The organism is Agrobacterium fabrum str. C58 (genome assembly GCF_000092025.1).
In the GTDB taxonomy this organism is placed as follows: domain Bacteria; phylum Pseudomonadota; class Alphaproteobacteria; order Rhizobiales; family Rhizobiaceae; genus Agrobacterium; species Agrobacterium fabrum.
This window is the reverse complement of record NC_003063.2, coordinates 579,310-597,641: the sequence shown is the minus strand read 5'-3', so window position 1 is coordinate 597,641 and position 18,332 is coordinate 579,310. Positions and strand designations below refer to the sequence as shown.

Here is an 18,332-nt window from a genome sequence, read left to right as displayed (position 1 = left end):
ATCGTCACTTGAACCCGCTGGTATATGGAAACGTCGCTTTATCTGCCCGTCAAAGGCTTTCTCGAAAAGGCTGGTTACACCGTCAAGGGTGAAGTTGGTGGTTGCGACCTCGTTGGCCTCAGCGACGACGACCCGTCTGTTGTCGTGATCTGCGAGCTGAAACTGAGCTTTAATCTGGAACTTATCCTGCAGGCCGTCGATCGCGCGGCCATCGCAGACGAGGTCTGGATCGCGGCGCGGGTTTCGGCCAAGGGCAGGGGCCGTGAGGCCGACAAACGCTACCGGGATCTTTGCCGCAGGCTCGGGATCGGCATGCTCGGTATTTCCGATACCGGCGATGTCAGCATTCTCGTCGGCTCCGTGACCCCCATGCCGCGCACCAATCCGAAACGGCGCTCCCGGCTCATGCGCGAACACCAGAGGCGGCGCGGCGATCCGGCGGTGGGCGGCAGCACACGCGCACCGATCATGACCGCCTACCGCCAGCAGGCTCTCGGCTGTGCGGTCGCGCTGGTGTCTGGCCCCCTGCGCGTGCGTCAGATCCGGTCCAGCGTACCGGACGCGGGCAAAATTCTGCTTGCGAATGTCTATGGCTGGTTCGAACGGCTTGATCGGGGAGTCTATGGCCTGACCGAGGCGGGGCAGGAAGCCCTGCAGAGATGGCCGCAACCGGCAACCTGACGCGAAACTGCGCGTTCCATAAACCGGAAGGCCTTTGCGGCCCTCCGGGTCTTGTCGGACGGCGGCGGCTTATTCCGCCGTTGCCTGAATGTCGACCTTGTCGAGCAGAAGCATCGGATTGTCGGAGGCGGCAACGAGATCCAGAAGGCCGAGGCCGTTTGCACCTGTTGACTTGACCGTAACCGTCAGCGTTCCCGGGGTGCTGATGAAGCGGCCGAGCGCCTCCACCGCATTTTGCAGCTTCGGCTGTTCAGCCGCGACCTGCTGCAGCAGGGCACTTGCCACCAGTGTCAGGGTGGCGCGAACCTCTGCTTCGGTCATGTCGTTCTGCAGGGCATAGAGCTTGACCGCCTTGGCCATCAAACCCTCGTCCTTGATCGTGAGTTTCACTTCGCGACCGGCCAGCCCGAAGAGCGCGGCCTGAGCCCGACCAATGTCGAAGGAGAAGAACTCTTCCGTAAATCCGCTCGCAAGACCGGAGAAATTGACGCTGCCAATATCCTTGCCGCTGAAGAAGATTTCGCGGATCATCAGGTTGTTGTTCGGTTCGTCCCAACCCGCGGAGAGGCCATAAGACAGGGCGAGCGACTCGATCCCCAGCTTGCGCGCCTCAACGAAAACCTCCTCCGACGAGTCTGCCGGTATGGGGAGGGTAAGATCGTCCTGCCGGATTTTGATATCCGTCGGGATGCCGTTGAAGGGCTTCGTCAGTCCCATCTCGAAGTTCTTGAGCGTGAACTTGATGCGCTCCGGCGTGCCTTTCGTTTCCTCGTCCGTCTCTTCGTCCGATTTTTCTGGCGCAGCCACATCAACATTGATGCCGCCGACGCGGACCGTCCCCAGTTCCGGTATCAGACGGTTGAACGGGAAGGTCTCGATTTCCGTATCGTCGAGCCCGGCGAGCTCAGAAATTGCCTCGATCGTCGAAGTCCAGTCAAAACCCTTGAGGCTTGCCTCATCGAATTTGATCGTGTCGTCGCCATTTCCGACCGACATGCCATTCAGACCGAAATCGAGCTTGCGGCCGTCCATCTGCATGTCGATACGATCGATGGTAGCCTTGACCCTCTTGCCGGCCGCGCCTTCGCCTTCGTCGGGCGCATCCATCTTGAACCCGATCATCTGCATGTTGCTCTTGCCGACGATATCGAGAATAGAGATGATCTTCCTGAAATAGGCCTTGCGTTCTTCCGGGGACAGCTCCTCGGGCTTCTTGTCCGCGGAAAGGGCTTTCAAGGTTTCCAGAAGCGGTTCGGCTGGCAAGCGGGCGGTAAAGCCGTCGCTGCGGATTTCGTCGTAGCTGAAACGGCCATCACCTTCCGAGAACGAAATCGTGCTGACGGACAGCGGACCGTAGACAGGTTTTGCATCCTTGTCTTCCGGACCGGCTTTGTCGGTATAGAGCCGGGCGAGATAAGCGACGTCGATATCCTGACCGGCGACGGCACCCGTCGACACGACCATATGCTTCTTTTCCATCGCGCCGCTGTTGTTCGGCAGATCCATCTGGATGTCGAAGTTGGCATTGTCGATGGAATAACGAGCGATCCGGCCGCCGGCGATATCAGAGAAAGCCACGTTCTTGTAAACGGTCTTCTGCTCGCTGGTCGTGATGGACTGTGTAAGGGTCAGTTCCGGCGTGGAGATGCGCGATGCCGCGAAGCGCTCGATGCGCTTTGCCAGAGAATTGGCATTGCCATCGGCGGCTACCGCGGGTTTTTCAAAGGTGGCATTTTCGACGCGCGCATGCGCCATCGAGACTTTCCCGGCGGGCATGTCGATATTGATGTCATTCATGTCCAGCGCGCCGTCCAGGAACGGCAATTTCGGACGTCCGTCGATGGCCGCAATCTTGATGTTTTTACCGTCTTCAAGCGGCAATGTCAGATCGCGAACATGGATTTTCCCGAGGAAATCGACTTCCACGGAACCGGCCGTGGCACCGCTGCGGGCAACGAGTTCGTTGACCTTGGCCTGGTAGAAGCTTTTGCCTCCCACGACACCTGCTGCAGCAACAGCAATGATCGCAACCGCCGCCCATAGAGCCTTGCGCCGGCCCTTGCCGGTCTGGGTAGTTGTCTGTTCCAAGAATTCGTCCTCTGTGACGCCAAATGAGCTATGCGCCTTTTAAGCACGCAAAAGTTGCTTCGCAAGCCGCTGTTAAGGGAAAACCGGCGCGTATTTCGCGTAAATTCTAACGGACCGTCGCGCCCCATGACACAGCCCCCAATAATCAAGAATTATTTTTTGCAGTCGGCAACTGACCGCGCATGAGGCCGTTTTCTCAGCGTTGTCCAACTCAAGAGGCCCATCCTCATGAAAAAGCTGATCATTGCAGGCGCTGCGATACTCCTCGCGGCGGGAACCGCCGTCGCCCAACAGCCGCCACCGCCGCCGCCCGGTCCTGCGGATGGCATGGCCCGCCCAGATGCACCGCCTCCACCGCCGCCCCATCCCGGTCCGAAGGATGCCGGTCCCGGTGAAGACGGACCACGCGGACATATGCCGCCGCCGCCTCCCTCGAAAGGCGCGCATTTCCGCCTTGAGCAGGGCGACATCAAGATCGATGTCAAATGTGCCGATGACGAGCCGATGAAGGCGTGCTCGGACATCCTCATGCAGCTGATCGACAAGATCAACGAATAATCCGATAGGACAACGGAAGCGGCGCGACGGCGCCGCTTCACGTCACTCTCAATACGTCCTCATGCGCGTGTCAGAGAAGCAAAGTTGCAAGCGACGCCAGCAAAGCCGGTGTCATGACAAGGGCGCCCAGTTTGAGGAAGTCAAGCGCGCTCACATGCAGGCCTTCGCGCCGGAGCGCGGACAGCCACAGGATGGTTGCAAGCGACCCCGTGACCGACAGGTTCGGTCCGAGATCGACGCCGATCAGGATAGCGGCGGTGACATTGTCCGGCACCTGTGCAGCCTGAACGGCACTTGCGGCGAAGAGGCCAGCCGGCAGATTGTTGACGAGGTTGGAAAAAAGCGCGACTGCCACGCCGCCGATCCCGATGGCCTGTGCCTCGGAATGCATACTCAGCGCCTTCAACTGCTCGGCGACGACGGCGGTGATGCCCGTGTGGCTGACGGCTTCGACGATGACGAACAGGCCCGCAACGAGCGGCAGCACCCCCCAGCTCACATCCTTGATGATCTCCACCGGGTTCTGCCGCACGATGGCAAGAACGAGGATGGTCGTGATCACGCCGGCGAGGAAGGTCGGAAGGCCGAGATCCATGTGGAATGCAGAGGCAGACAGCAGCACGGCGGCGGTTGCCAGCAGGCCGACGCCCGCCAGTTTTGCCGGCAGGCTGAGGGTCGGGCGTTCCACCCGATCCGCGACGGTGTCTTCCGCCAGAACACGCCGCTGCGACCAGTAAAGCGCGAGAAAGGTGACAATGATTGCCGCAATCGACGGAAGCAGGAAGGTGTCCAGCCAGCGGGACAACGGCGGCATCTCGCCGCCCGCGAAAATGACGAGGTTGGCCGGATTGGAGATCGGCAGCACGAAACTCGCCGCATTGGCAATGAAGGCGCAGATATAAAGGTAAGGAAGCGGATCCTTGACCCTGGCAGCGCGGCATGCCGCATAAACGGCAGGCGTCAGGACAACGGCGGTTGCGTCGTTGGAGAGAAGCGCGGTCACGATGACGCCGATCAGGTAGATCAGCACGAACAGGCGCCGCGACGATCCTCTGGCGTAGGAGATCGCAACGGCGGCGACCCAGTCGAACAGGCCCTCGCGCCGGGCAAGCTCTGACAGCAGCATCATGCCGGTCAGGAACAGGTAGACGTCGAGACCCTTGATCACCCCCGACCAGACTTCCGCAGGCGTCAGAATGCCCAGGGCGAGGATCAGCAGCGCTCCGGCGACTGCCCATACGGCCTCGGGCCACCGGAACGGCCTGATAACTACCCCTGCCGCAGTCGCGACCGCAATGGCCGACGTATAATACGCAGCGCTCATGTGTTTCCTTGATGCTGGTTGTTGAGGTTGATCAGGTGGCGGGTTGCGTCCTGTTATTTCAGTATTGTTCTTCGCGACCGGGAGGCCTGTCGAGAAGAAGGGAGATCACCGGCGTCCTATACAATGTTGGAGGCTGGCTGACCAGAAGTCTGCAGACAATTACACACTGGTACTGTTCCGCGCTTGAGGCTTCTCCATGCATGTCCAGCGGTTGCAATCGGCAGGGAGATCGTGCTTGTTCACTGTTTAAACGGCATCTGCGTTTTCCAGCTTGAGCAAATGCCGGTACCGCCCGCCAGCTGACGCACTGCATCGAGGAGTAAGGCATGAAGAAGCTCATCAACGATCCATCCACCGTTGTCCGGGACATGCTGGAGGGCATCGTGGCGCTCAGCCCCGAAACCATTCTGCTTCAGGATGAGAACGTGGTCATAAGGTCCGGCCTGCCTGAAGCGGAAAAGCGCAAGGTTGCAGTGCTTTCGGGCGGTGGCAGCGGACATGAGCCGGCCCACGCCGGTTATGTCGGCACGGGCATGTTGACGGTTGCGGTGGCGGGCGATGTCTTCACTTCGCCGAGCACCGACGCGGTTCTCGCCGGCATCAGGGCCGCGGCCGGCCCTGCCGGTGCGCTGGTCATCGTCAAGAACTATACCGGCGACCGGCTGAATTTCGGCTTGGCGGCGGAGCTGGCGAGGGCCGAAGGAATCCCTGTCGAGATCGTTGTCGTCGCCGACGACGTTGCCTTGAAGGATACGGTTCCCGCCGAGCGCCGCCGCGGGATTGCGGGGACGGTGCTCGTGCACAAGCTCGCGGGGGCCGCAGCGGAAAAGGGCCTTCCTCTTCAAGAGGTGGCCCGCATCGCCCGGGACGCTGCCGCCAAGCTATCTTCCATGGGTGTCTCGCTGGGATCCTGCACGCTGCCGGCTGTCGGCAAGCCGGGCTTCGTGCTTGGCGAGACCGAAATCGAAGTCGGGCTCGGTATCCATGGCGAGCAGGGCGTGCAGCGGATGCCCATTGCCTCGGCTGACGCGCTCGTGCAGCTGGTGATCGAAACGATCGAAGCCGACGGCAAGCTCGCCGGCGGCAATCGCGTCGCTCTGCTGGTCAACGGCCTGGGGGCAACGCCGCCGATGGAACTCGCCATCGTCGCACGGTCGGCAGTCGCGCGGCTGGAGGCGAAAGGCATCGTCGTGGAACGTGCCTGGGCCGGCACCTTCCTTTCAGCCCTCGATATGCCCGGGTTTTCGTTGTCGGTCATGCAGGTTGACGACGCAGCGCTCAGCCTCATCGACGCGCCAACCGAGGCTGGCGCATGGCCGCGCGGCGGTGCGGTGAACCGCAAGCGGGTTCTGCCTTCGGCAAACGCCGAAAAGACCGTGGTTGCGACAAACAAGATGACGGCGGCCGGCGAGCGGCTTCGTTCGGGCGCGGAACGGTCCGCGAGAGCCCTGATCGCTGCGGAGCCCAGGCTGACGCAACTCGATAGCGTTGCAGGTGACGGCGACCTCGGCGCCAGCATGGTGCGTGGCGGCGAGGCGATCCTTGCGCTGCCGAAAGAGAGTTTCGGCGACGTCTCCGATGGATTGATGGCGATGGCCAATGCGATGCGCAAGGCCATCGGCGGAAGCTCGGGGCCGTTCTATGCGACAGGCCTCATGCGCGCTTCGCGACAGCTGGCAGGGATCGATGAGCCAGCGGCCCAGCAGATGGCGGAAGCATTCGTGGCGGCTGTTGCGGCGGTCTCGGAACTTGGCGGTGCGAAACCGGGCGATCGCACGATGATCGATGCGCTTTATCCGGCAGCGAAAACCTTCAGGGACAAGCTTGTGACAGGCGCTTCGGCAGAAGAAGCCTGGCAATCCGCGGTGGCGGCGGGCGAGGTGGGCGCAGAGGCGACAGCGTCCATGAAGCCACGGCTCGGGCGCGCAAGTTACCTCGGTGAGCGGGCCGTCGGCCATCCCGATGGGGGCGCGGTCGCCGTTGGCATCTGGCTCAAAGCTATCGAGGCTGCGATCTCGTGAAAGTCTGACCGGGCTCAGCCGATCAGGTGCAGGCCTGCATCCGAGAGCCTGAGAATGGTGAGCCTGCCCGTGGTATAAGCGCCGGTGTCGATGCCGATGCGCTGCGGGCCGGTCTCCGGTTGCTCCACTGGCGTGTGCCCGTGAACGACGAGGAGGTCGAGTCCGGCTCCCTGCGAAAGGAAAGGCTCACGGATCCAGAGCATGTCCTCATCGGTCTGCGCATCCAGCGGCAATCCCGGTCTGAAGCCAGCATGCACGAAGATATAGGAGCCAATGCGGGCATAGACGGGCAGGCTGGATAAAAGCTGGCGGTGGGGCTGCGGGATTGCGCCGAGCAGCGCGTCCCTGAATGGCTGCTGCCTGAGACGGCCCTTGTGCATGAAATAGTCGATATCGACCCCGTAAGACAGAAGCGTCTGGCGGCCGCCAAAATCCAGCCAGTGCATGTTTTCCTGCGGATTTTCGAGAAAGTCGTGGAAGAGCTGCTCATGGTTGCCGCAAAGGGCGATACGGCGAAGCGGCGCGGGCGGCGCTTGCAGCAGATGTTCGAGAACGCCGCGGGAATCGCGCCCGCGATCGACATAATCACCCAGCAGGACGACCAGCGCGGGGGAGGGGTCGGGCTCCAGATCGGCAAGGATTTTCCGCTCCGCCTGCAAGAGCAGGTCGAGGCTGCCGTGCACGTCGCCAATGGCGTAAATGGGGAAGGTGGGCGGCTTGTCGCCAAGGTCTATTCTGCGCCGCCTCCGGTCGTCGCGGGGGGCTGGTTGCTTACGACCGCGAATCCAGTTGAATACCTTGGGCATAGCTGCCGATACTGTCTCTCCCGCACAAGGTCAAGAGCGTTGAAAACGGCTGTCTCATCCTGCGCCTAGGCTACGTCGTAGCCTCCTTGAATGAAGCCTACAAGCATGGATCCGGCGGTCTAGAGTTTCAGCCATATACGCGGGTTCTCGTGCGACTGGATCTTGATCCATTTCAGATCGACCGCTTTCCAAGGTTTGACGACATTGGTGCGGTTATCGAGCACGAGATCGCCCTGGCTGGTGCTGACGACCAGGACGGCATGGCCGATGCCATCCGTCGTGCGCGCCGTTGCGATGCGCAACGCGCCCGAGGGCCAGCCGGCGCGCAGGAGGCGCTGCCGCTTGGTCACCGCGAAATCATCGCAGTCGCCGCTTGCCGGGTTCAGCTTCCAGTCGTCTTCGCCGTCCTGCTCGCTGGCGTAAATGATCGATGTGTTGATCTCGGCGTTGACGCGCTGGAGTTCCATGCGCTTCTGTTTTGTCAGCTCCACCATGTCGCCATCGCCGATCCGGACACATTGGTCGGCGGCGCTGTCGCAGAATTTCGCAAAGGCAATGGGCGCGATGGTCGGGCGGCTTGTCGGCATGAACTGGCCGGGTCGAGCGCCGCCCGGCTTCTGGGCGAGGCCAAGCGGTACGGCCGATGCCGTTGTCGCAATGCTTGCCGCCACGCCGGCAGCGACGGCAAAAATCTTTGCCAGACGGATTTTTTTCTTCGCCATGTCCTTGCCCCTGCACAATTGTCTTCTCTTGTGCCTGGCATCATAGCGGCCCATTCTTGCAGGCCGTTTAAGTCGATGGATTGCATTTTAACGAAATCCGATTTTCTCACGGCGGGCTGAAAACAGCGATAAGAAGGAGCCGGCGCTCACTTGCAGCGCGTTCGGCCCTCGCTGTCGACGATACAGGTCTGTTGCGGGACGGCCTGCCTCAGGTCGCGCCGTGTCTCGGGTGGGGCACCGCCCGCCGGCGGCCGGTCGTAATTTCGCTCAACCTCGAAATTGCGTCCGCCGATGGCTCCCTGTGCACCGCCGCGCCCATCCGGCGTCACTTCGAAATTCTGGTATTGTTGGGCATGAGAACCCACCGCCAGGCCGATCACGACGGCGAGCGTCCCCGCCGCCAGGCTGCCCCGCAATATCGCCGCTTGCCGCATGCGCAACATCATGAGCGTTTCCTCCAAAGAAGGAATGATGGCCGCCGCCGCCGCACATTTGCCACGGCGGGCGCGCATTGGTTTCTCGTTGAAGGTCATCATACCACCGATATTGCGTCCGCCGTGAGAAGGATTTGTGTCTGGCCGAATCGCCGTCCTGCCGCATGGACCAGAGATGCACATGGCGACGGCGTCGCCCGGTCTTCAGGAATGCGAAAACGGCCTTTCCCGGGCTTAAAAATTAAGCTCTTTGCCGCTGCATTTATAGGCTTCACAATCCTGTAACAACGGACCTAATATACAGGTGCAGATGCCGAATCGATCAGGAGAAGCCCTTGACGATTGCAGTTTCACCACAGGCCCTGCCGGCGCTCGTTCTGAACGCAGACTACAGGCCACTGAGTTACTACCCCTTGTCGTTATGGTCCTGGCAGGACGCGATCAAGGCTGTCTTTCTAGACCGTGTGAACATCATTGCAGAATATGATCACGCGGTGTCGTCCCCCAGCTTTTCCATGCGGCTGCCGAGTGTCGTCAGCCTCAAGACCTATGTGCAGCCCATCCGCAACCCTGCCTTCACACGCTTCAACGTTTTCCTTCGGGACAAGTTCGAATGCCAGTATTGCGGTACGCGGGACGAATTGACCTTCGACCATGTCATTCCCCGCGCGCATGGCGGTGAAACGACGTGGCACAATGTCGTGGCGGCGTGCTCTCCCTGCAACCTTAGAAAAGGCAGCAAGCTTCCCAAGCAGGCGGGCATGTTCCCGGCGCAGAAGCCCTTCCAGCCAACGGTTCAGGATCTGCACAATAACGGACGGTTGTTCCCGCCCAACTATCTGCACGAAAGCTGGATGGACTATCTTTACTGGGATACCGAACTGCAGCCCTGATCCTTCAGGACTGCGACGCGGTTTTTCCGCTTACCGGCTTTTACGGCTCGCGCCAAAAAAGGCGACTGCCGCAAGTGCGATGCTTGCGATGACATTCCAGCCCGCAAAGGAAAGGCCGAGCACCCGCAATGCGGCGTCGTTGCAGGAGGGTGCCTTGATGGCGTTCAAATTGCCCAGGAGATCGCCGGCATTGGTGGTGATGGAAGGAGCCCCGGTCGCGCAGGTGATCGGGCCTGCCCAGAAACCCCATTCCACGCCGGCATGATAGACGCCAAGCCCGGCGCCGATCAGCATCGCCACGCCGATCAGGGCAAGAAGTAGGCGGGTGATCTGGGTCGGCAGTTTGAAGATGCTGGTCGCAATGGCCAATATGCCCAGCGGAATCGCGTAATAATAGGGATCGCGCTGCAACAGGCAGAGCGCGCAGGGCGTATAACCGCCAATATGCTGGAAACCGAGGGCGGAGCCGACGGTGAAGATCATTCCCGCCGTGACGCCGAGAGCGGCGAGCGTGCGGCTATTGTCGGCGGTGGTCGCATTGGCCATGTTGTTTTCCTCAAACTTCGCAAAGAAGCAGATATCCCGGACGGGCTTTCAAAAAGGCGGGCGTGATGGCGAAATTAAGTCGCCGGTTCCACGGTGTAACGGGATTCGTCTAATCCAGTCCGCTGCGTCTGGCAAATGAAAGCCCGGCAATGTTGGCGGGATGAACAAGCAAAGTTTCGTGAGTGCGCCGACGGCAAAATCGCACTCCAGGCCAGACATGCGCCTTCACGGCACCGCAGTCGCCGGGAAAAAGTCATGGCCGCTTTCGCCGCTCGAAGGCAGTCTCACCTTGCAATGATGAGACATGCCATCAGCATTCGGGCAGGCGGAAGCTCGGAGTGGTGAGACCTATGCCTGGTGGAGGCGGGCTTCGCTCTCTTCAGAGTGATGGATGAGAGTCATGATGTCGTGGCTCATATCGGCATAGACGCCATTGTTTTCCACGATGCCTTTCACTCTGTATTGGTCCATCACGACGATGCGATCGGCCAGCGCCACCATTTCCGGCATGTCGCTGGTAATGACGAGAATGGCGGTGCCGTTATCTGCCAGCTCGCGCAGCAGATCATGCAGATAGGCCTTGGTCTTGATGTCGATGCCGACGGAGGGTTCGTCGACGATCAGCAGTTTGACATCGGCGGCGAGCCATTTGGCGACACTGATTTTTTGCTGGTTGCCGCCGGACAGATTGCCGACCGTCTGGCTGAGGCTTGGTGTCTTCACCTCCAGCTTTTTCAGGAAAGGCGTTACCGCCGCCCGGATGCGCCCATCCGAAAGCACGCCGAACGTATTCGAGAGTTTGCGCCAGATGGGAACGCCCGCATTGGCAAGAACCGAGTGCTGGAGAATGAGGCCATCGCCCTTGCGGTCTTCGCTGACATAACCCACGCCGTAGTCGTGGATCGCTTCGGCAACGGAGCGGATGCGGGCGGGCCGGCCCGAAACACGCACGTTGCCAGAGGTGACCGCGAATTTGCCCATGATCGATTTTGCAAGTTCGGTGCGCCCGGCGCCGACCAGCCCGTAAAGGCCGACGATCTCGCCCTTGCGCACGGACAGACTGACATCGCCATGACCGATCGCGGTCGATACGCCCTCAAGTTCCAGCACCATCGGATTGTGTTCGACCGCGCGTTTGCGCCAGCCGCCGCCGCTTTCGGCGCGTCCGATCATCAGGCGCACGAGATCCTGACGTCCGAGACCTTCCATCGACCGACTTTCACAGGCGTTTTCGCCGTCCCGCAGAACCGTGACCCGGTCGCAGATATCCAGAACCTCTTCCAGCTTGTGGCTGACGAAGACAAGGCTTGCGCCGTCATCGCGCAGGCGCCGTAGAATGCGGAAGAGATTGTCCGTTTCGCTCGGCGTCAAGGATGTCGTCGGCTCGTCGAGGAGCAGCACACGGCTTTGCAGGGAAAGCGCCTTGGCGATTTCCACGAGCTGCATCTGCGCGACGGAAAGCTCCGATACTGGCGTTGCCGGATCGATTTCCAGATTGAGCGCCTCAAGCCAGCGGCGCGCATCGCGGTTCAGCGCGGCGTAGTCGATGGGTTTGAGATAATGCGCCCCGAGCTTTTCCATGTGGATATTCTCGGCAATCGAAAAGCGCGGAATGAGGTTGCGTTCCTGATGGACGACACCAATGCCGCGGGCAATCGCCTCGCGCGGATTGCTGAAACGCACGGCCTGCCCATCAACAAGGATCTGGCCGCTGCTTTGGTGATGGACACCCGTGACGACCTTGATCAGGGTCGATTTGCCGGCACCGTTTTCCCCAAGCAGGGCGTGGATCGAGCCGGGTTGCAGCGAAAGATTGACGCCCTTGAGCGCCCGAACGCCTGGAAATACTTTTTCGACGTTTCGTGCCTGAAAAACGGGTTGCTTGTCCATGATGTCAGGCCTTCCCTGTCTTTTTGCCGAGATGCGTTTCGCGCAGGCGGTTGATGCCGACGGCGGCGAGGATCATCGCGCCCAGCACCACCTGCACGAGGAACGGATCGATGGAGAACAGCACCAGCGCCTGCGTGATGATGGCCACGATGACGACGCCGAGCAGGGTGGCCCCGACGCTGACATGGCCGCCCGCCAGTACCGCGCCGCCGATGACGGGGGCGGCAAAGGAGAGGATGAGCCAGTCGTCACCGATGGAAGGCTGGCCGATCTGCAGGCGGGAGACGAGCAGGATGCCTGCAACCGATGCCAGAAAGCCGGAAATGCCATGCGCCACGATCACCGTCATGCGCACCGAAATGCCGGAAAGCTCCGCCGCATGGCTGTTGCCGCCGATGGCAAGGATGAAGCGGCCTATCGGCTGGCGTCGCAGCATGAACCACAGGGCGAATGCGACGATGATGGTCGGGGCAGCAAGCCATGGCACGGGCCCGACAATGAGGGCCGAACCGAAGTCTTTCACCGATTCGGGTATGCCATAGAAAGGCTCCGCCCGGGTGATGCCGAGGTTGATGCCCTTGTAGATCGACAGTGTCGCCAGCGTGATGACGAAGGCGGATATGCCGGTGATGGCGATCAGCAGGCCGTTGAGCATGCCGCAGACAATGCCGATCAGCATTGCGGCAATGGCAGCCACCGGTGCCGGAAGGCCCCAGACCTGCATCAGGCCCGCAAAGGAAATTGCCGCAAGGCCGCCGATAGCACCCACGGAGAGGTTCATCTGGCCGATGGCGATGATGATCATCTGCGAAAAGGCGATGAGCGCATTGACCGAGATGGCGAGAAGCAAAATCTGGATGTTGAAGGAAGACAGGAAGTTGGGGCTGAAGCCACGGATCACTACGATTGCCATCACCGTGACCAGCAGGGGGCCGAACCAGTCGGTTCTGGCAAGGCGTAGAAGGGTGTTGTCGGTTATCATCGTCCAGTCCTCAAGCCAGATTGCGCCGGGCGAGATAGCTTCCCCGCGCCTTGTCCATCAAAACCGCCAGCAACAGCAGCAGGCCGAGAAATGTCTGGACCCAGAATTCACCGAGCTGGAGAAGCAGCAGGCCGCTGGTCAGCATGGTGACCAGAAGTGCGCCGAGGCATGTGCCAAGCACCGAAACCTTGCCGCCTTGCAACAGCGTGCCACCGAGAACGGGGCCAAGAAAGGCGGGCAAAAGCCAGTCCTGCCCGAGCTGGCCGGCCATGGAAGGAATGGCCGCGCCGGTGCGCGTCACCAGCATCAGGGCTGCGAGCGCGGCAAGCAGGCCCGACAGCACGTGACAGGCGATGAAGATGCGGTCGACGCGAATGCCTGATAGTTCCGCTGCTTCCGGTCGCGCACCTGACGCCAGCATTTCGCGGCCGAGAACCGTGCGCCGGTAGAGAAAGGAAAGTGCAAGGGCGGTTACGAGCGTGACGAGAAGCAGTGGCGAGAAATAGGTCGCAAGCTTCATCTTTCCGAAGGCGGCGAAGATCGGCGGCAGGCCGCGATAGGCCTCGGCCCGCGTCAGGAAGATCATCACCCCGAAAAAGATGCTCATGGTGGCGAGTGTGATGATGAAGCTGTGTAATCCCGTACGGATGACGGTCCAGCCGTTGATGAAGCCGAGCGCTGCGCCTGTGGCGAGGCCGCCGATGAGCGCGAGCGGCCAGGGCACGCCAAGCACCTCGATGAGATAACCGCAGGCCATGGCCGCCGAAACGCCGATCGCGCCAACGGCGAGATTGAGGCCGCCGGTCACGATCACCGCCATCATCGACAGGCCGATCATGATGTTGATCGCAGCACTTCGGCCGAGCGTGAACAGGTTGAAAGGCGAAAGGAAGCCGCCGGCCGCCACGCCGAAACTAACGGCGAAGACGACGATCAGCAGAATGAGCCCGAATTCATTGGTCAGGAAAAAACGGCCCTGCGAAAGGCTGGACCCCATTCGTTCCTCGGCATCCTGCACGCCTTTTGTGAGCAAACTATCGTTCACGGTCATGAAACTGTTCCGGTATTGGTTCGGCCTGAGGCACCTCTCCGGGTGCCCTCGACGTGATGCTACTGCCGGAAGACGTTTTTCCGGCGGAGCTGGTTGCCGGGCGTGGTCGTCAGCCGCCCGGCAACCGCAAAAGGCTTGCTTATTTGCAGCTCAGATACGTCGCATCGAAGTTTGCGAGCAGCTTTTTGGTCTCGGCGCGCATGGCATCAACGTAGTTGTCGACCTTGCTGGCGTCGACATAGGCGGTGCCGGAATCGATGAACTTGGTCGTCAGCGCGTTGGATTTGAACGGTGCATCGGCCTTCACCTTGCAGCCGGACTGCAATTTGCTCAAAGCGAAGGAGCCGACATAACCCTGGCCGTAGGGGTTCTGCAGCATCGTACCGTCAACGAAACCATCCTTGATCGCCTTCAGCACCACTTCATCGTGGTCGATGCCGACCATGTGGATGCGCTTGTCGCCGATCTTGCGCAGCGCGTTGGAAGCAACGACCGCCGGAACCCATGCCGTGGTGACGATGCCGTCCACTTCCGAGGCGTGGGCGGCAAGGTAGGCATTGATCTTTTCTTCGGCCGGCTCCGGCGCGTCGATATCGGCGATGACCTGAACGACCTCGGCGCCTGCTTCATCAGCCGCCTTCTTCACGGCATCGATACGAAGCTGGGTGTTGGGGTCGACAAGGAAGCCGGTGAAATGGGCGATGCGTTTTTTGCCACTTCCCATCGCCTTGATCAGTTCCTTGGTGCCGAGATAGGCCGAATTGCCGGTATCCGTGCCGAGGCAGAAGGCAGCAGGTGAGGGGTCTTTGAAGCAGCCAGCGCCGGCAATCACGTTCGCGCCGTTGCCGGTCAGTTCCTCGGCCGTGGAGACCGCGCCAACGGGATCGCCGGGGAAAATCAGGAAGCCGTTATACCCTTGGCTCAGAAGGCTTTCGAGAAGCTGGTTCTGCTGTGCCAGTTCCCATTTCTGCGGAACCTTGTAATCCGCGCCCGCCAAGCCGAAATCCTTAGCAGCGTCCTTTCCAGCCTGTTCCCAGGCGGCGAAATAGGGATGCGGACCACCCGGAACGAGAGCGATCTTGCTTTGATCCGCCGCCTGCGCAACACCGCAGGCTCCAGCGCCGATGATTGCGGCAGCGACGAGGCTGCGCATGAAATACGTCATGTTTTTTTCCTCCATGAAACGGCCTGCATCCACAAAAAGCGACTGGAACCCTCCCTTAATCGCTCTTTCTCCCAACAGCCGACTTGCGTAAGCACTATGGACACTAGTATACTTGTATCCAAGTAGCAATGAGATTTTCACGGCGGCCTTTTGAAGGGGAGCGTTCATGACGAAAAACACCAATGCCGGTTTCATTGGGCGCGGCGGTCATCAAGAGGTCGCCGGCTCCGGAATCGAAAGCGTGGAGCTTGTGGTCAATCGTTATGGCCCGGTCGCCGATCAGGTGCATGCGGCGCTGCGTCAGGCGATTGTCGAGGTCCGCCTGGCGCCCGGCGCGCCGATCAGCGAAAATTCGATCTGCCGTCAGTTTTCCGTTTCGCGCACGCCGGTACGCGCCGCGATCCAGCGCCTCTCGGAAGAGGGTCTTGTGGACGTGTATCCGCAACTCGGCAGCTTCGTTGCGCCGATCAGGCTCGGTGAAATTCAGGACAGCCATTTTATCCGCCGTTCGCTCGAAGTGGCGCTGCTGCGCGAGGTTGCGCCGAAATGGACGAAGGAGATGAGCCGCACGATGCGCGATGTCATCGCCGAACAGGAAAGAGTGATCGCCGCCAATGACGCCAACGGCTTTTTCCATGCTGACGAGGCGTTTCACCGGCTGCTCGGCACATTTTCCGGCCGCGAGGGCGTCTGGCAGGCAATCCTCGCCGCCAAGGTGACGCTTTCGCGGTTCCATCGTTATTGGGCGAAACCCGAGCGCCTGCCCGCCGTGATCGAGGAGCATCTGGCCGTTGTCGACGCCCTCGACCGGGGCGATGCCAACGCTGCGGAAAAGGCACTGGTGACGCATCTGGACATGGTTTTCGTGATCTACGAACAGCTGCCCGAGGAAGAGCGCAAGCATTTGTCCATTTGATAATGGACGTGGAGGAGACAGAATGGAACTGAAACACAAGACCGCGCTCGTAACGGGCGCGTGCGGCGGCATCGGCCGCGCCGTGGTTGCGGCGCTGGTGGCGCAAGGGGCGAGGGTGATCGCCTTCGATCGCGATATCGAGGCTGTAACAGCGCTCGCGAAGGGGTTCGGCAGTGCCTGCGATCCAGTCGCCGTCGATCTCGGTGATGCGGCGGCGCTACAGGCCGTCATGAGGGATATAGCCGGCCGTTTCAAGGTCATCGACATTCTCGTCAACAATGCCGGTGTGCTGTCTCCGCACAAGCTGGCCGCGACCACGCTCGAAGAATGGCACAGGCTGATGGCCGTCAATCTCGATGCCGCGCTGCTGCTGACGCAGGCCGTCGTTCCCGCCATGAAGGAAAACCGCTGGGGGCGACTGATCAACATCTCCTCCTACGCCTGGAAATCCGGCGGACTGACGGCGGGTACGGCCTATTCGGTCTCGAAATCGGCACTGGTCGGCCTCACCTACTCCTCCGCCCGTGAACTCGCCTCCTTCGGCATCACTGCCAATGCGGTCGCGCCGGCCTATGTGGTTTCGCCGATGATCATGGAGCAATTGTCGGAGGAAGATCGTCAGCGCCAGCTTGCAGCCATTCCCGTCGGCCGTTTCTGCCAGCCGGAAGAGGTCGCGCATGCGGTGCGTTTCCTTGCCTCGCCGCTGTCCGGCTTCATGACCGGCACTGTCGTTGACATGAATGGTGGCCTGCAATTCGGCTGAGATACGGAGATAATAACGTGACCAATCGACTTTCTTCCCTTGCACTCTCCCATCTGCCGCAAGACGTGCTTTTGCCCACCTATGACCGTGAAGCGGTGACACCGGGCATCGTCCATCTCGGCGTCGGCGCTTTTCACCGTGCCCATCAGGCCGTGTTCATCGATGATTGCCTGGCGCGCGGCGAAACCGGCTGGGGTATCGTCGCGGCCTCGCTGCGCAGCCCGGACACCCGCGATGCGATTGCGCCGCAGGACAATCTCTACACTTTCTGCTTGCGCGACGGTGAAAACGAGACGTTGCGGATCGTCGGTTCCATCCTCGAGACCATCGTTGCGCCGGAAGATCCGGAGCGGCTGCTGCGGGCCATGACCGATCCGCGGGTCAGGATCGTCACTTTGACGGTGACGGAAAAGGGCTACCTCGCCGATTTGTCGGCGGGCACGCTTCTTCGTGATCATCCCGATGTCGTTCATGATCTGGCGCATCCGCAAAAGCCGCGCTCCGCGCTCGGTTTTCTGCTGGAAGCGACAAGGCGCCGGCGGGTCGCCGGGGCTGTGCCGCTGACTTTGCTCTCCTGCGACAATCTTCCGTCCAACGGTCGCATCCTGCGCCGTCTTCTGGTGGAGATGGCTGGTCTCACCGATAAGGATCTCGCTGAGTTCATCACGGAAAACCTCTCGTGCCCCTGCGTCATGGTGGACCGCATCGTGCCCGCCACTACCGCCACCGACCGCGAACGGGTGACGGTACGTCTCGGCTGCGAGGATGCCTGGCCGGTGATTGCGGAACCTTATTTCCGTTGGGTGATCGAGGATCGCTTTCCGCACGGTCGCCCCGGCATCGAGCTGTCGGGTGCCGAAATCGTAGACGATGTCGAGCCCTATGAGCATATGAAGCTCAGAATGCTGAATGGCGCTCACACTGCCATGGCAGCGATCGGCCAATGCAGCGGGCTTGAGACGATCGCCGATATCTATGCCGATCCGCGGGTGCGTGGTTACATCGATCGTTACTGGCGGGAGGTGGGTTCAACATTGAGCCCTGCCGTCAGCGGCCCGGATTATGTCACCGGTCTGCGTCAGCGTTTTGCCAACCCCGCACTTCGCCACCGCGCCGCCCAGATAGCTTCGGACGCTTCCCAGAAAGTGCCGCAACGCATTCTCGCGCCACTTGCGGAGCTGCGTGCCGCAGGCGCGCCGGATGCGGCGGCTCTTTTTGCCGTCGCCCTGTGGATACGGTCCTGCGCGACGCTGAACGAGCGGGGAGAAGCAATTGTCATGGCCGATCCCGCCTTTGCGGAGTGGGCTGTGCCGACCGGTAACGGCGAGGAGCCGGATGCGGTGATCGACCGGTTTTTAACATTCCGTCGCGTTTTCGGTCCTGAATGGCTGGCGGACGAGGCGTTCGTTACGGCGCTTCGGGCGGCCTATCGCGACATCGTCCAATACGGCGCGCTCGGCGCCATCGAACGGCATTTTTCGGAGGAGTAGAC

17 protein-coding genes are annotated in these 18,332 nt (G+C 61.0%); 7 read left to right on the top strand and 10 right to left on the bottom strand.

Going from position 1 to position 18,332, the window contains the following annotated elements:
• Positions 1-24: 24 nt before the first annotated feature.
• Positions 25-681: a DUF2161 domain-containing phosphodiesterase gene (locus ATU_RS16435; RefSeq protein ID WP_010973129.1), complete on the top strand. Its 657-nt coding sequence runs from the start codon at positions 25-27 to the stop codon at positions 679-681.
• A 69-nt stretch (positions 682-750) separates the two neighbouring features.
• Here ATU_RS16435 and ATU_RS16430 read toward each other — a convergent pair whose 3' ends face one another.
• Positions 751-2,769 carry a hypothetical protein gene (locus ATU_RS16430; RefSeq protein ID WP_010973128.1) on the bottom strand — a complete coding sequence of 673 codons (2,019 nt, stop codon included), beginning with the start codon at positions 2,767-2,769 and terminating at the stop codon, positions 751-753.
• 228 nt (positions 2,770-2,997) lie between these two features.
• On the opposite strand from ATU_RS16430, the gene ATU_RS16425 reads away from it, so the two are divergent.
• Positions 2,998-3,327, top strand: a complete 330-nt coding sequence (locus tag ATU_RS16425) for a hypothetical protein (protein ID WP_010973127.1) — start codon at positions 2,998-3,000, stop codon at positions 3,325-3,327.
• Positions 3,328-3,397: 70 nt separating this feature from the next.
• Here the strand turns inward: ATU_RS16425 and ATU_RS16420 are convergent, their stop codons facing one another.
• Positions 3,398-4,651: an arsenic transporter gene (locus ATU_RS16420; RefSeq protein ID WP_006315676.1), complete on the bottom strand. Its 1,254-nt coding sequence runs from the start codon at positions 4,649-4,651 to the stop codon at positions 3,398-3,400.
• A 326-nt stretch (positions 4,652-4,977) separates the two neighbouring features.
• On the opposite strand from ATU_RS16420, the gene ATU_RS16415 reads away from it, so the two are divergent.
• Positions 4,978-6,672 (top strand): dihydroxyacetone kinase family protein, encoded by a 1,695-nt coding sequence (locus tag ATU_RS16415; protein ID WP_010973126.1) that lies wholly within the window; start codon positions 4,978-4,980, stop codon positions 6,670-6,672.
• A 14-nt stretch (positions 6,673-6,686) separates the two neighbouring features.
• On the opposite strand, the gene ATU_RS16410 is transcribed toward ATU_RS16415, so the two are convergent.
• From ATU_RS16410 to ATU_RS16400, 3 genes are all read right to left on the bottom strand, one after another.
• Entirely contained in the window at positions 6,687-7,478 is a 792-nt protein-coding gene (locus ATU_RS16410; protein WP_006315679.1) for a metallophosphoesterase family protein, read from the bottom strand.
• 119 nt (positions 7,479-7,597) lie between these two features.
• Positions 7,598-8,200 (bottom strand): transglutaminase-like cysteine peptidase, encoded by a 603-nt coding sequence (locus ATU_RS16405; protein WP_006315681.1) that lies wholly within the window; start codon positions 8,198-8,200, stop codon positions 7,598-7,600.
• 146 nt (positions 8,201-8,346) lie between these two features.
• Entirely contained in the window at positions 8,347-8,736 is a 390-nt protein-coding gene (locus ATU_RS16400; protein ID WP_006315682.1) for a hypothetical protein, read from the bottom strand.
• A 233-nt stretch (positions 8,737-8,969) separates the two neighbouring features.
• Here ATU_RS16400 and ATU_RS16395 point away from each other — a divergent pair, with 233 nt between their 5' ends.
• On the top strand, positions 8,970-9,527 hold the full coding sequence (locus ATU_RS16395; RefSeq protein ID WP_006315684.1) for an HNH endonuclease: 558 nt from the start codon (positions 8,970-8,972) through the stop codon (positions 9,525-9,527).
• A 30-nt stretch (positions 9,528-9,557) separates the two neighbouring features.
• Here the strand turns inward: ATU_RS16395 and ATU_RS16390 are convergent, their stop codons facing one another.
• The 5 genes from ATU_RS16390 to ATU_RS16370 form a co-directional block, all read right to left on the bottom strand.
• Positions 9,558-10,073: a disulfide bond formation protein B gene (locus ATU_RS16390; protein WP_006315687.1), complete on the bottom strand. Its 516-nt coding sequence runs from the start codon at positions 10,071-10,073 to the stop codon at positions 9,558-9,560.
• A gap of 348 nt (positions 10,074-10,421) precedes the next feature.
• Positions 10,422-11,963 carry a sugar ABC transporter ATP-binding protein gene (locus tag ATU_RS16385; RefSeq protein WP_010973123.1) on the bottom strand — a complete coding sequence of 514 codons (1,542 nt, stop codon included), beginning with the start codon at positions 11,961-11,963 and terminating at the stop codon, positions 10,422-10,424.
• Between the two features lie 4 nt (positions 11,964-11,967).
• Positions 11,968-12,945: an ABC transporter permease gene (locus ATU_RS16380; protein WP_010973122.1), complete on the bottom strand. Its 978-nt coding sequence runs from the start codon at positions 12,943-12,945 to the stop codon at positions 11,968-11,970.
• Between the two features lie 10 nt (positions 12,946-12,955).
• Complete coding sequence (locus ATU_RS16375) at positions 12,956-13,996, bottom strand: ABC transporter permease (protein WP_010973121.1); 1,041 nt, start codon at positions 13,994-13,996, stop codon at positions 12,956-12,958.
• Between the two features lie 139 nt (positions 13,997-14,135).
• Positions 14,136-15,176 carry a sugar ABC transporter substrate-binding protein gene (locus ATU_RS16370; RefSeq protein WP_010973120.1) on the bottom strand — a complete coding sequence of 347 codons (1,041 nt, stop codon included), beginning with the start codon at positions 15,174-15,176 and terminating at the stop codon, positions 14,136-14,138.
• A 151-nt stretch (positions 15,177-15,327) separates the two neighbouring features.
• On the opposite strand from ATU_RS16370, the gene ATU_RS16365 reads away from it, so the two are divergent.
• The 3 genes from ATU_RS16365 to ATU_RS16355 are packed head-to-tail and all read left to right on the top strand — an operon-like array spanning position 15,328 to position 18,330.
• A complete protein-coding gene (locus ATU_RS16365) occupies positions 15,328-16,077 on the top strand; it encodes a GntR family transcriptional regulator (RefSeq protein WP_010973119.1) in 750 nt (249 codons plus the stop codon).
• Positions 16,078-16,099: 22 nt separating this feature from the next.
• Positions 16,100-16,840 (top strand): SDR family NAD(P)-dependent oxidoreductase, encoded by a 741-nt coding sequence (locus ATU_RS16360; RefSeq protein WP_010973118.1) that lies wholly within the window; start codon positions 16,100-16,102, stop codon positions 16,838-16,840.
• Positions 16,841-16,857: 17 nt separating this feature from the next.
• A complete protein-coding gene (locus tag ATU_RS16355) occupies positions 16,858-18,330 on the top strand; it encodes a mannitol dehydrogenase family protein (RefSeq protein ID WP_010973117.1) in 1,473 nt (490 codons plus the stop codon).
• The last annotated feature ends 2 nt before the right edge of the window (positions 18,331-18,332 follow it).